Source organism: Aeromonas sp. R9-2, assembly GCF_040908025.1.
Lineage (GTDB): Bacteria > Pseudomonadota > Gammaproteobacteria > Enterobacterales > Aeromonadaceae > Aeromonas > Aeromonas veronii.
The window spans coordinates 173,034-187,108 of the sequence record NZ_JBFOCX010000026.1 but is presented as its reverse complement, the minus strand read 5'-3'; the positions used below and the strand labels follow the sequence as shown (position 1 = coordinate 187,108).

10 protein-coding genes are annotated in these 14,075 nt (G+C 60.8%); 3 read left to right on the top strand and 7 right to left on the bottom strand.

Translation table 11 applies throughout. The features are described from left to right. Window positions 1-9 precede the first annotated feature (9 nt). The 7 genes from AB5Y71_RS14995 to grpE all read right to left on the bottom strand — a co-directional run bounded on the left by AB5Y71_RS14995 (window position 10) and on the right by grpE (window position 9,760). Entirely contained in the window at window positions 10-1,425 is a 1,416-nt protein-coding gene (locus AB5Y71_RS14995; protein ID WP_368171916.1) for a glycoside hydrolase family 32 protein, read from the bottom strand. Next, a complete protein-coding gene (locus tag AB5Y71_RS14990) occupies window positions 1,425-2,789 on the bottom strand; it encodes a sucrose-specific PTS transporter subunit IIBC (protein WP_368171915.1) in 1,365 nt (454 codons plus the stop codon). The genes AB5Y71_RS14995 and AB5Y71_RS14990 overlap by 1 nt, the downstream gene beginning before the upstream one ends. A gap of 83 nt (window positions 2,790-2,872) precedes the next feature. After that, window positions 2,873-3,829, bottom strand: a complete 957-nt coding sequence (locus AB5Y71_RS14985; RefSeq protein ID WP_368171968.1) for an aminoimidazole riboside kinase — start codon at window positions 3,827-3,829, stop codon at window positions 2,873-2,875. A gap of 115 nt (window positions 3,830-3,944) precedes the next feature. Next, on the bottom strand, window positions 3,945-5,450 hold the full coding sequence (locus AB5Y71_RS14980) for a carbohydrate porin (protein ID WP_368171914.1): 1,506 nt from the start codon (window positions 5,448-5,450) through the stop codon (window positions 3,945-3,947). A gap of 264 nt (window positions 5,451-5,714) precedes the next feature. Continuing rightward, window positions 5,715-6,857: a molecular chaperone DnaJ gene (gene dnaJ, locus AB5Y71_RS14975; protein WP_005338032.1), complete on the bottom strand. Its 1,143-nt coding sequence runs from the start codon at window positions 6,855-6,857 to the stop codon at window positions 5,715-5,717. A gap of 101 nt (window positions 6,858-6,958) precedes the next feature. Further along, complete coding sequence (dnaK, locus tag AB5Y71_RS14970) at window positions 6,959-8,887, bottom strand: molecular chaperone DnaK (protein WP_005338034.1); 1,929 nt, start codon at window positions 8,885-8,887, stop codon at window positions 6,959-6,961. Between the two features lie 297 nt (window positions 8,888-9,184). Further along, a complete protein-coding gene (gene grpE, locus AB5Y71_RS14965; protein ID WP_005338036.1) occupies window positions 9,185-9,760 on the bottom strand; it encodes a nucleotide exchange factor GrpE in 576 nt (191 codons plus the stop codon). A 291-nt stretch (window positions 9,761-10,051) separates the two neighbouring features. Between grpE and nadK the strand changes: the two genes are divergently transcribed. The 3 genes from nadK to AB5Y71_RS14950 all read left to right on the top strand — a co-directional run bounded on the left by nadK (window position 10,052) and on the right by AB5Y71_RS14950 (window position 14,063). Further along, window positions 10,052-10,936 carry an NAD(+) kinase gene (nadK, locus tag AB5Y71_RS14960; protein ID WP_005338038.1) on the top strand — a complete coding sequence of 295 codons (885 nt, stop codon included), beginning with the start codon at window positions 10,052-10,054 and terminating at the stop codon, window positions 10,934-10,936. 250 nt (window positions 10,937-11,186) lie between these two features. Continuing rightward, window positions 11,187-12,851 carry a DNA repair protein RecN gene (gene recN / locus AB5Y71_RS14955; protein ID WP_368171913.1) on the top strand — a complete coding sequence of 555 codons (1,665 nt, stop codon included), beginning with the start codon at window positions 11,187-11,189 and terminating at the stop codon, window positions 12,849-12,851. Window positions 12,852-13,172: 321 nt separating this feature from the next. Next, window positions 13,173-14,063, top strand: coding sequence for a manganese-dependent inorganic pyrophosphatase (locus AB5Y71_RS14950; RefSeq protein ID WP_335832770.1), 891 nt, complete (start codon window positions 13,173-13,175; stop codon window positions 14,061-14,063). The last annotated feature ends 12 nt before the right edge of the window (window positions 14,064-14,075 follow it).

Here is a 14,075-nt window from a genome sequence, read left to right as displayed (position 1 = left end):
AGAACCGGGCTATTGTACTAGGCACGCCGACAGCGGCCAGTGATTGAGGCAAATTTTGCAGCCATCATCGCCGTTACCTGATGAAAGTTGCGGCTTCTCCCCGGGGAAGTAGCGCGCCGACAGGCTGTGACGCCCCTCATCGATGAAACACTCCAGACTGGAGCGATCACACAGGACGGTGATCCGCCCGCCAGCCCATGGGCTGCAGCGGGTCTCCCACGCTCCGCTCTGCCAGTTCTGGCGCCGTAAGGTGATGCGGTCCGGCTGCCACACCAGCTCGGCCACGGCACCGAACCAGAGGCTCCCCTCACCACAGAGATCAAGATCGAGCCAGGCCGAGTCGATGGCCAGCCCTGGAAACTCGCCAAGCGTCCCCTCGAAACGGGTCAACTCTCCCTTCAATGCCGCAAGCTCCGCCACCGGCCGCTGGCAGAGCCACTCATTTTGCCAGAACAGCTCACGCGGGCAGCTCATCTGATGGATCCAGCCATAGGGGATAGTGGGCTGGCTCATCTCGTTCTCCTCCGGCAGCCCCAGCCAACCGAACAAGAGGCGGCGACCCTGACTGTCTCGGGTAGTTTGCGGCGCATAGAACTCGAAGCCCCGATCCAGCTCGTGGAAAGCCCCGTGCCCGAAGCACTCGCCGTCGAAGTTGCCAGCCAGCCAGCCGCACTGATAGAGGTTGCGATAGTCCTCGCCTGCCGGGGCAATCCCCTGCGGGCAGCTGATCAGCACATGGCGCTCCCCCAGCGGGAAGAGATCCGGGCACTCCCACATATAGCCAAACTCACCCAGCCCCCCTCGCCCGCTGCCGGCGATGGGCCCCACCCGCTGCCAGCTTTGCAGGGTGTCGCCACGATAGAGCAGCACTTCCCCCTTGTCATCCAGGGTTCGGGCCCCCAGCACCATCAGCCACTGCTGGCCGTCGTGCCACACCTTGGGGTCGCGCACGTGGCCGCTGTAGCCTGCGGGCAGATCCAGCACAGGCCCCAGCTTGGCAAAACCACCCTCACCGTCGGCCCGAGCCAGACACTGATAGGCGGTGCGGCTGCCATCCGGGTATTTGACATTGCCGGTGTAGATAAGGGTCAGACGCCCCTGCTTGTCGCTCACCGCAGAGCCCGAATAGCAGCCGTGGCTCTCATAGGCTTCGGTGGGCAACAGCGCCACCGGCTCGTGCTGCCAATGCAGCAGATCGGTGGAGGTGACATGGCCCCAGCCCTTGTTGCGGTGCTCGCAGCCCAGCGGATTCCACTGGTAGAAGAGGTGGTAGCGCCCATCGTGCTCGATAAAGCCGTTGGGATCGTTAAGCAGCCCCACCGGGGCTGCCAGATGCCAGCGGGGCCGATGGGGATCGGCCGCCGCCTTGAGCTGTCCGGCCAGCAGCGACCGGACAATCTGGTTGAGAAGATCGCTTTCCTTCATCACTCCACCTTGTACTTGAGCAGGTAGGAAGCGGCGAAAGCGGCGCCAAAGGCGATCACCAGCCCGATGATGTAATGAATAAGGCTCATGGGCTGGACGATGGCCATGCCGGGAATACCGGTCAGCCCCACCGCCGTCATCCCCACCTTGGCCGCCACCACGTAGGCGCCGCCGCAGGCCCCGCCAAACAGACCTGCAAGGAAGGGTTTGATATAGCGCAGGTTCACCCCGAAGATGGCAGCCTCGGTGATACCCAGCAGGCAGGACATGGCAGCCGGCACGGTAATGGCCTTGATCTTCACGTCGCGAGTCTTGAAGTAGACCGCGAGGCAAGCCCCGCCCTGTGCCACGTTGGCCATGGCCCAGATGGGCAGCAGGAAGTTGACGCCAATTTGCGGATTGGCCAGCAGCCCCGCCTCGATGGCGTGGAAGCTGTGGTGGATGCCGGTGATGACGATAAGCGAGTAAGTGCCGCCAAATACCAGCCCCGCCAGCCAGCCCGCCTGCTCATAGAGGGCGCTCAGACCAAACGAGATGCCATCCCCCAGCACCCGACCCGCCGGGCCGATAAACAGCAGCGCCACGAAACCGGTGATGATGACGGTGAGAAACGGCGTGAGGATCAGATCCAGCGCATCCGGAATGCGCTTGCGCAGCTGTTTCTCCAGATGGGACATAAACCAGACCGCCAGCAGCACCGGGAAGACGGTGCCCTGATAGCCGATCATGGCGACATCGAGCCCGAAGAAGTCCATGGTCTTGAAACCCCCAGCCACGCCCCAGGCGTTGGTCAGCGCCGGATGGGTGAGAATGCCGCCGAGCGTCGCCCCGAGGTACGGATTGCCGCCAAACTCCCGCGCCGCCGTAAAGCCGATGAGGATCGGCAATATGATAAAGGCCGCCGAGCTGAACATGTCGAGCATCACAAACAGGGCGCTGTCGGCATTGACCCAACCGTAGGTGCGCACCATGCCAAGCAGCCCCATCAGCAGGCCCGAGGCGACGATGGCCGGAATGATCGGCACGAAGATGTTGGAGAGGGTTCGCGCCAACCGTTGGGCCACGTTGAGCTTGGCCGCCGCCATGTCGGTCAGCTCCACCTTGCTGGCGGTGCCGGTACCGGTCAGCGCCACAAACTCCGCATAGACCTTGTTGACCAGACCGGTGCCGAAGATCACCTGAATTTGGCCCGCGTTGCTAAAGCACCCCTTGACCCCCTCCAGCTTGTCGATGGCGGCCTTGTTTACCTTGCTGTCATCGGCCAGCACCAACCGCAGCCGGGTGGCGCAGTGGGCAGCGCTGACGATATTCTCCTTGCCCCCGAGCAGGGGCACCAGATCCTTGGCTATCGCACTGATATTCATATTCTTCCTCTTATGACCCGCCACGCTGGCGAGCCCTTGTCACATGAGAGTAGGGGCTGTCGAGCCGGGCTTCTAGCCTCAGCTCAACAGCCGCTTGCGCTTGATCGCAAAAAGGCATCCAGTTCGGAGCGGGTCGGCAGCGCCGTCATCGCCCCCTTGGCGGTGGTGGCGAGCGCCCCGCAGCCGTGAGCCTGAGCCAGGATGGCGGGCAACTCGGCCAGAGTCGGCAGCGACGAGCGCCCGGCCAGCGCCGCCAGCAGACCGGCGACGAAGGCATCCCCCGCCCCCGTGGTGTCGATGGGCGTCACTTTCTGCCCCACCCACTCCAGCAACTCGCCATCAAGGCGAGCCACCACCCCGGCCGCGCCCTGGGTCACCAGCACCAACGCAGGGCCCGAGAGCGTATCGAGCCCGGCAGCCAGATCATCCTCGCCGCTCAGCAGTTGCAGCTCCTCGATGGAGAGCTTGACCACATCCGCCTGCGCGATGGCCTGACGTACCAGCGGCAGCATCTCGGCCGGGTTGCCCCACACCTCGGGGCGCAGATTGGGGTCGAAGCAGACTCGCCCGCCTGCCGTCTTGATGGCCGCCATGGCCTGCAGGCAACTGGTGCGCACCGGCTCGTTGGCGAGCGCGATGGAGCAGGTGAGCAGCCACTGACCGGCGTCGAAGCGGGGCAACTCATTTGGGGTGAGAAACTGGTCGGCACTGGGGCGCACCATAAAGGTGAAGCTGCGCTCCCCCTCATCATCCAGTGCCACCAGCACGGTAGAGGTGCGATGGTCTGGATCGAGCCGCAGCGCACCGATATCCACCCCCTCCCCACTCAGGGTATCGGCCATAAAGCGGCCGAACGGGTCAGCACCAACCCGGCCGATAAAGGCCGCATCGCCACCCAGCCGTGCCATACCAACCGCCACATTGGCGGGCGCGCCACCCGGACACTGGAGGTAGTGCAACGCCCCTTCCGGGATCAAGTCCACCACCGCATCCCCCATTACCCACACACGATTCGTCACCTTGCTACTCCACTGCTGCATCGGATCGACTGTCAAACCCGAACTCTGTTCTGTTGGCTGGCATTATCAGCTAAACCGTTTTAGCCAACCAACAGATCTCGGCACCGGCTGCCATTTTTGTGATCGGGATAACGAACTAGAACCAGGTTTCCATCTGTACGCCAAAGTTCCACTCGCCACCGGCGGTGAAGTTGCTCTGACCCATGGCATCGTCGCTGGCGTAGTTGTCGAGCTCGGAGGACCAGTCCATCCAGCTGGCGAATACCCTAAGCTCGGGCCGCTCGAAGAATCCGGCGGTCTGCGCCTTGAAGGTGGGGGCGAAGGTGAGCTTGGTGAAGTTGCCGTTCACCGCCTGGCGTCCCTTGTAGCCCTTGGGGTCGAGATCCATGTACTGCCAGGCTGCCTCGTAGACCAGCTCGACGTTCTGGCTCAGCACCTGCGCCACCCGGGTATTGAAGGTGAGCCAGCGGTACTCGTCTCCTTTCACGTAGCGATCCTGACTCTGCTCGGCCAGCAGGGCCGGGGCAAAACGCCAGCGCGGATTAAGATCGGTGGCGCCAAACACGGCGACCCGCACCGCATCGGCGTCCGGCAGCAGTTCGCTGTCAGAGCCCAGCCCCTTGACCTCGGCCCCCAGCCCATGACCGTACAGCACCGCCGCCTTGGCAAAACCGGGGTTGAGGCCAAAGAAGCTCTCGCCGTGATAGGCCAGCAGGGTGTGTGCCCCCTTGTCCGCCGCCTCGCTGCCCGCCCCCTTGTCATTGATGCGGGCGTCATTGTCCTTGGCCGAGAGACCGTTCACCATCCACTGCCAGTTACCGACGCGGTTGTTCATGGTGAGGATGTAGCTCTCGATATCGGAGAGACCGCTGGCGCTGATGTCGCCGTAATCGCGGCCATAGAGGGAGAAGTTGGCCTTCCAGCTATCGGCCAGCTGCACGTCGTAGACGCCGCCGCCGGTACCGGCCAGGAACACCACGTCGGAATCGAGCCAGTGGATGTCAAAGTTGTCCCGATCAAAGCGCTTGCCCGCCCACAGCACCGCATTCTTGAAGGGGCCGTCGAAGCTCGCCAGATTGCCGATCTCGGCAAACACCTGACGAGTATTGAGGCTCGAATCGCTGGCGGTCCAGTCGTTGCTGGTCTCCACCCCGTCTGCCAGCATCAGCTTGTAGCGGGCCCAGCTGCCATCCTCGAAGGTCTGGGTTTTCAGCAGGTTGGCCTCCATGTAGGTGTCATCCTCGTTGCCAAGGCGACCTACGGCCCCACCCACCGAACCGGCTGGCGTGATGTAGGGGCCGCCGCGCCCACCGTTGCCATTGCTGTTGACCAACAGGCCCGAGCGGGCATAGCCGTGAAACTCGAAGCCCTGGGCACCAGCGGTCTTCTCATCCACCTTCTGGCTGCGGTTGTTGGCCACCTGCGCCTGCTCGCTGGCCGCACTCGCCTTCACTTCCGCCTGACTGGCACGGCTCTCTGCTGCCTCGGCTCTCGCTTCAGCCGCCTGTACCCGCGCCTCCAGCGCCGCCAGCCTGGCCTCGACACTCTCACCTGCAACACTCGCCTGCGCCGCCCACAGCGGGCTGCTCATCCCCAATCCCAGCGCTACCGCCAGCGCCAACTTGCTCTTGAACATCATCATCTTCCTCACCTGTCATCTGTGGCCCGGTCGGGCGCTGTTGTTATCGACAGACAGAGCATAGCTAAACCAATTTAGCCAACTCAATATGACAACTAAACCGTTTCAGCAACGGTGTGAGCGGGATAACATTTGTACAGCAGGAATTGGCGGGAGTTGTGAGGAGGATCCCTCATCAGGATCCACTCAATAAGGCGGATCCTGGCTAAACGGCGGGCAAAAAAAGAGCCGGCACAAGGCCGGCTCTGTTTATTCGGGTGGCTGAAATCAGCTGGTCAGATCGTCGAAGAAGCGTTTCACCCCTTCGAAGAAGCCTTCCGATTTCGGCTTGTGGGTCTTGGCAGCGGCACCGCTGAACGACTCGTCCAGCTGGCGCAACAGCTCTTTCTGCTGCTCGGTGAGATTGACCGGCGTCTCGATCACCACCTTGCACATCAGATCCCCTACCTGGCCGGAGCGCACTGACTTGACGCCCTTGCCGCGCATGCGGAACATTTTGCCGGTCTGGGTCTCCGGAGTGACCTTGAGCTTGACGCGGCCATCCAGGGTCGGCACTTCAATCTCGCCACCCAGGGCAGCTGCGGTGAAGCTGATGGGCACTTCGCAGTAGAGGTTGTTGCCGTCACGCACGAAGATCTCGTGCTCTTTGACGTGCACCTGTACGTAGAGATCCCCTGCCGGAGCTCCCGCTTCCCCCGCTTCCCCTTCGCCGGAGAGACGGATGCGATCGCCGGTATCGACGCCCGCCGGAATTTTCACCGACAGGGTCTTGGTGCGCTGGTAGCGACCTTCACCGTGGCACTTGCGGCACGGATCCTTGATGATCTTGCCGCGGCCGTGACAGTGCGGACACGCCTGCTGCACCGCAAAGAAGCCCTGACGCATCTGCACCTGGCCGGAGCCGTGGCAGGTCGGGCAAGTCTGGGCACTGCTGCCGGTATGGGCACCGGAGCCGTTACAGACTTCACAGTGAACCAGAGTCGGCACCTTGATCTCCTTGGAGACCCCGCGTACCGCCTCTTCCAGCGTCAGCTCCATGGTGTAACGCAGGTCGGAGCCACGGGCCGGGCCACGACGGGCACCACCACGGCCACCGCCGAAGATGTCACCGAATACGTCACCAAACATGTCGGCGAAGTCGGCACCGCCGCCAAAGCCACCGTGGCCACCGCCACCCTGGCTCGGGTCGACACCGGCATGGCCGTACTGGTCGTAACGGGCACGCAGGTTGGCATCGGTCAGGACCTCGTAGGCTTCCTTGACCTCTTTGAACTTCTCTTCGGATGCGGCATCACCCTGGTTACGATCAGGGTGATACTTCATGGCCAGGCGCTTGTACGCCTTCTTGATCTCGCGATCGTCGGCATCTTTCGCCACACCCAGTACTTCGTAGAAATCGCGCTTCGACATACTCATCCTGTGGTTACGCAGACGGGCGTTGGTTACCCAACGCCCGTGAATTCATTGACCAAGCCGATGGGCGAAGCGGACTCCGCCCATCTGGGTAGGGCTTACTTCTTGTCGTCTTTCACTTCTTCGAACTCGGCGTCGACTACGTCGTCGTCAGCCTTGGCAGAAGAGGAGGACTGACCGGCATCAGCACCGGCTGCACCCTGGGCCTGAGCCTGCTGCTGGGCAATTTCCATCAGCTTCTGGGACGCTTCCAGCAGAGCCTGCTGTTTGGCTTCGATAGCAGCCTTGTCGTCACCCTTGATGGCCGCTTCCAGCTCGCTCAGAGCGGCTTCGATCTTGGTCTTGTCGTCGGCAGGCAGGGCTTCACCGGCTTCGGTGATCTGCTTGCGTACGGAGTGGACCAGACCATCAGCCTGGTTGCGAGCCTGTACCAGCTCTTCAAACTTCTTGTCCTCGGCCGCATTGGCTTCGGCTTCGCGTACCATGCGCTCGATCTCGTCATCAGACAGACCAGAGGAGGCCTGGATGGTGATCTTCTGCTCTTTGTTGGTCTCTTTGTCTTTCGCAGAGACGTGCAGGATACCGTTGGCATCGATGTCGAAGGTCACTTCGATCTGCGGCAGACCACGCGGTGCCGGACGGATGCCTTCCAGGTTGAACTGGCCCAGAGACTTGTTGTCGCTGGCGCGCTTGCGCTCACCCTGCAGCACGTGAATGGTCACGGCAGACTGGTTGTCTTCGGCAGTGGAGAACACCTGGGACTTCTTGGTCGGGATAGTGGTGTTCTTCTCGATCAGCGCAGTCATCACGCTGCCCATGGTTTCGATACCCAGGGAGAGCGGGGTGACGTCCAGCAGCAGTACGTCGGTCTTGTCACCGGACAGTACGGCCCCCTGGATGGCAGCACCCATGGCCACGGCTTCGTCCGGGTTGACGTCTTTACGCGGCTCTTTGCCAAAGAACTCGGCAACGGTCTTCTGAACCAGCGGCATACGGGTCTGACCACCAACCAGGATCACGTCGTCGATCTCGCCAACTGCCAGACCGGAGTCTTTCAGGGCGACACGAACCGGCTCCAGAGAGTCTTTCACCATGTCTTCTACCAGGGATTCCAGCTTGGCGCGGGTCACCTTGATGTTCATGTGCTTCGGACCGGTGGCATCTGCAGTGATGTACGGCAGGTTGACGTCGGTCTGCTGGGCAGAAGAGAGCTCGATCTTGGCTTTCTCGGCGGCATCTTTCAGACGCTGCAGAGCCAGCTGGTCGTTACGCAGGTCGATGCCCTGCTCACGCTTGAACTCGTCTACCAGATAGTTGATGACGCGGTTGTCGAAGTCTTCACCACCCAGGTGGGTGTTACCGTTGGTCGCCAGTACTTCGAAGGTGGTTTCGCCTTCCACCTCGTCGATCTCGATGATGGAGATATCGAAAGTACCGCCACCCAGGTCATATACGGCAACCTTGCGCTCGCCCTTGACCTTGTTCACGCCGTAAGCGAATGCAGCAGCAGTCGGTTCGTTGATGATGCGCTTTACATCCAGACCGGCGATGCGACCGGCATCCTTGGTAGCCTGACGCTGGGCGTCGTTGAAGTAGGCCGGAACAGTGATGACTGCTTCGGTTACCGGCTCACCCAGATAGTCTTCGGCGGTCTTTTTCATCTTTTTCAGCACTTCGGCAGAGATCTGCGGCGGTGCCATTTTCTTGCCCTTCACTTCAACCCAAGCATCGCCGTTGTCAGCTTTGGCGATGGCGTACGGCATGATTTTCAGGTCACGCTGCACTTCTTCATCTTCAAAACGACGACCGATCAGACGCTTGATGGCGAACAGGGTGTTTTTCGGGTTGGTGATGGCCTGACGCTTGGCCGGCTGACCAACCAGGATCTCGCCATCATCGGCATAGGCAATGATGGACGGAGTAGTACGATCGCCTTCTGCGTTCTCGATCACGCGAGCAGTGTCGCCATCCAGAATAGCGACGCAGGAGTTGGTAGTACCCAGGTCAATACCGATGATTTTACCCATTTGACGAATCTCCAAATACTTTGAATAAACTGGCGAGGAACTCGCCTTAATGCGTTAACGGCTAGGTGGGGGCTGCCAATCTGGCTTTCAAGCTCCCGGCATCAAATTTTTTGTGCCGCCGCGGCCTTGCACCCTATATGGGGTCGCCAGACGCAGCTTCAAGCCCCAACCCTAAAAAACCACACCCTTTGTCATGGTTGCGCGGTCACGTTGAGCCGTAAACCGGGCAAGATGAACAGGTGCTGCACTGCGAAACAAAAAGCCCGCCACAGGGCGGGCTCGGGCACCCACAGCCAATCAGTCGACCGCTTTGGCGATCATCACCATGGCAGGACGGATCACCCGACCGTTGAGGTCATAGCCCTTCTGCATTACGGCGATCACGGTGTTCGGCGCCACATCGGCACTCGGTACCATGCTCATCGCCTGATGGGCGTTGGGGTCAAACGGCTGGTTGATCGGGTCGAGCGCCACCAGACCAAACTTGGCCACGCCGCTCTGCATGGATTTCAGGGTCAGCTCGACACCTTCGATCATCGGCTTGAGGGCTTCGTTCTCCTTGTCGGCCAGTTCGATGGCACGCTCAAGGTTGTCCAGCACCGGCAGCAGTTCATTGGCGAACTTCTCCAGAGCGAATTTATGCGCCTTCTCCACATCCAGCTCGGTACGACGGCGCAGGTTCTCCATCTCGGCGGCGGTACGCAGGGCGCGTTCACGCTCTTCCGCCGCTTTTTGGATGGCGGTTTCCAGCTGCGCTTCCAGTTCGGCAATGCGGGCCTGCTCGGCTGTCACTTCACTGTCTACATCGGTCGGCTCGACTGGCTGGGCTTCCACTTGCTCCATCGCTTCAACCTTTTGCTCTTCGTGGTTCATGACATCTCCAATTCCGGGGTTACTTATGAGGGCCCTGACGTCTGGTTGAGCGACCGGACGACAACAGACCGACTATGTTGGCGCTATTATGGGGATGCATCCCCGGCTTTCAAGGGGTAAAGGGCAATCTGGGTTGCTGAATAGCCGCAACCGTCGGTTTATCCGGGTTACCGCTCACCGTTTAACCAGTAGCCTCAAGGGGATAGCCGGCCCCGTCACACGGGAGAGCGTCACAAGCGGAGCAAAGCACTGTATACTGGCCCGCAATACCCATCCCAGATCTGACTGACTATGGATTCTCCGTTCAAAACCATCGCCCTGATTGGCAAACCCCACCATGAGGGGGCCAACCAGACGCTGACCGGCCTGCATCAATACCTGACCGCCCGCGGCTTTCGGGTACTGGTGGAGAGCCGGGTCGCCCAGACCCTGAGCATCCTCGATGAAAACGTGATGGACCTGGTACAACTGGGCCAGCAGGCCGACCTCGCCATCGTGGTCGGCGGTGACGGCAACATGCTGGGGGCGGCGCGAGTGCTGTCACGCTTCGATGTAGCAGTGATCGGGGTCAACCGGGGTAACCTCGGCTTTCTGACCGATCTCTCGCCGCAGGATTACCTGCTGCCATTGGAGCAGGTGCTCTCCGGCCACTACAAGAGCGAACACCGCTTCCTGCTTGAGGCCTCGGTCTATCGCCACGGCGAGCGCAAGTCGAGCAATCTGGCGGTGAATGAAGCAGTGCTGCACCCGGGCAAGATCGCCCACATGATCGAGTTCGAGGTCTATATCGATGGCAGCTTTATGTATAGCCAGCGCTCGGACGGCATCATAGTGGCCACCCCGACCGGCTCCACCGCCTACTCCCTGTCGGCAGGTGGCGCCATCCTCACCCCCAAGCTCAACGCCATCACGCTGGTGCCGATGTTCCCGCATACCCTGAGCAGTCGCCCCATCGTGCTCGATGCCGACAGTGAAGTGCGGCTGCTGGTCTCGCCTGACAATCAGGACGATGCCATGCAGGTCAGCTGTGACGGTCAGGTGACCCTGGCGGTCCACCCGGGGGACGAGATCCTTATCAAGAAGAGCCACCATCAGCTTCATCTGGTGCATCCGCTCGACTACAGCTACTTCCACGTGCTGCGCAACAAGCTCGGCTGGGGCAGCAAGCTGTTTTAATCGGCGCTGACCGACAACGGCATTGCCAGAGAGGGCGCCTGAATTGGCGCCCTTCTCTTTTCTGTCGTGGCAACGTCGCCTGCACTCTCATACCCGTACCGCGTACCAATAGTCAGTACCGCATTTTCATTGCGATACCACACTGGCGCGGCTTTCCTGTGTTAAAAATGACGGCGCCCTCTTTACTGTATATAAGACCAGTATATACTGGATGCATACACAGTAATGTTGACCTATACAGGATGAGACCATGCTGACCCAGCTGACCGTCAACAACTTCGCCATCGTCAAGTTTCTCGAACTCGATCTGCAACCGGGCATGACCTGCATCACCGGTGAGACCGGCGCCGGTAAATCCATCGCCATCGATGCTCTCGGTCTCTGCCTCGGCGAGCGGGCCGAAGCCGGCATGGTGCGACCCGATAGCGACAAAAGCGAGGTCAGCGCCCGCTTCCTGCTGGACAACAACCCGGCCGCCCGCGCTTGGCTCGCCACCAACGAGCTGGAAAATGAAGGTGAGTGTATCGTACGGCGAGTCATCTCCGCCGAGGGGCGCTCACGCAGCTATATCAACGGCGTGCCTGTCCCCCTCACCCAGCTCAAGAATCTGGGCCAGTTGCTGGTCAACGTACACGGTCAACATGCCCACCAGATGCTGCTAAAACCGGACTACCAGCTCGCCCTGCTCGACGGCTATGCCGGTCACCATCTGCTGCTCGACGAGGTGCGCCAGCACTATCAGCAGTGGCGCCAACTGCAAAACGAACTGAACCGGCTCAAGGCCGAGCAGCAGCAGCGGGAGGCCCGTCGCCAGCTTATCGAGTATCAGGTGCAGGAGCTGGACGAATTTGCCCTGCAACCGGGGGAGTTCGAAGAGATAGAAGAGGAGCACCAGCGTCTGGCCAACGGCACCGAGCTGATGCAGGAGTGCGGGGCTTGCCTCGATCTGCTCTATGACAACGAAGAGACCACTATCGCTGGCCTGCTGCAATCAGCCGTCGATCGGGCCGAGGGGCTGGTCAGCATGGACAGCCGCCTCAGTCCGGTACTGGAGATGCTGAACGAAGCCCTGATCGGGGTGCAGGAGAGCCACAGCGAGCTGCGCAGCTACCTCGATCGGCTGGAGCTGGATCCCGAGCGTTTTAACGAGCTGGAAGCCCGCCTCTCCAAGGCGATCAATCTGGCCCGCAAGCACCATGTCAAACCGGCAGATCTGGCTCAGTACCATCAGGAGTTGGCCTCTGATCTCGCCCGCCTCAACTCCGATGAGGAGCGGTTAGAGGGGATGGAGGATGAGCTGGCCGAGGCTCGTCAGGCTTTTGTCCAGGCCGCCGAGGCCCTGAGCCAGAGCCGTCAGCGTTACGCCCAGGAGCTGGGCGCCAAGGTGACCAGTAGCATGCACGAACTGGCGATGCCCGATGGCCGTTTTGCCATCGAGGTACGACCCGATGCCCATAGCAGCCTCTCTCCGCTGGGTATAGATCGGGTGGAATTTATGGTCACCACCAACCCGGGCCAACCGATCCAGCCGCTTGGCAAGGTAGCCTCAGGCGGTGAGCTGTCACGTATCAGCCTTGCCATCGTGGTGATCAGTGCTCGCAAGGTCTCAACCCCGACCCTGATTTTCGACGAAGTGGATGTCGGGATCAGCGGCCCAACTGCCGCCGTGGTCGGTCGCCTGCTACGCCAGCTCGGGGAGTCCACTCAGGTGATGGTGGTCACTCACTTGCCTCAGGTGGCAGGCAACGGCCACCAGCATATGGTGGTGAGCAAGCATACCGATGGCAAAACCACCGAAACCCAAATGAGCGCCCTTGATGAGACAGCCCGTCTCAACGAGCTGGCACGCCTGCTCGGTGGCGACCAGATCACCGACAACACCTTGGCCAATGCCCGCGAGCTGCTGCGTCGCTGAATCAGGCAATAAAGCCCATTTGCAGCGATGGCGACTGATAACGCTGACAGAACATGCTGACTGCGCAGGCACGAACGAGTGCCATAGCCTGCACAGTCAGCAATAGCCAATAGCCAATAGCCAATAGCCAATAGCCAATAGCCAATAGCCAATAGCCAACTGTGAGAACCGAACTCGCGTCAGGATTACCGACCCAGATCAATAAAATGGCGAGTTAGGCGAAGCTGGCAGCAACATGGGCGTGGATCCGGTTGCCTTCATGTGGCGGATTTCGCATAGTGTTTCCCCCCTTTATGGGTATCCAATTGTGAGGCTTTGTCTATGATCCACGTTTTTGGTCACAAGAATCCTGATAGCGACAGTATCTGCAGTGCGCTGGTTATCACCGACTGGCTCAATGGCCAGGGCCGTCAGGCCACCCCATGGCGTCTGGGTGACCTGCGCACCGAAACCCGTTTTATTCTGGAGCAGGCAGGCGTCAGCGAACCCGAGTTGCTGACCAAAGATTTGACCGGTGAAGATGTCTGGCTGGTGGATTTCAGTGATCTGGAACAGGGCCCTGCCACACTGGCACAAGCCAATGTATTGGGTCTGGTGGATCACCACCGTCTCGGTACCCTGGTCACCCAGTCTCCGCTGGATGCCTGGATCCGGGCCGTCGGTTGCACCTGCACCATCGCCTTCGATCTGCTGAGCCAGCAAGGCACTGTAACCCGCAGCCAGGCTCGCCTGATGCTGGGTGCCATCATGAGCGACACCCTCTGTCTCACCTCGCCAACCACCACCGAGCAGGACAAGATCGCCTGCGAGCGTCTTGCGCCGCTGGCCGAGGTGTCGCTGGCCGAGTTTGGTCAACAGCTGCTGATGGCAAAAACCGACCTGAGCGGTCTCACTCCTGCGCAGTTGCTGCAGCAGGATGAGAAAGCATTCCAGGCCGAAGGTCTGAACTTCATCATGAGCCAGATCGAAGTGGGCAGCGAGCAGCAGCTGGCCGAGCACCTGCCAGCCCTGCAGCAGGAGATGGCCCAGCGCGTGGCGAGCGAAGGGCTCGACTTCTTCGTGCTGATGGTGACTGACCTGACGGCCGCAGCCAGCCGCATCTACTTTACTGCACACCCGAAAGTACCGGCAGAGTCCAGCTACCACCCAGGCTTTGTCAGCCGCAAGAAGCAGGGTCTGCCCTGGGTGATGGATCTGCTGGCCAAGGCCTGATCCTCCCTCGCC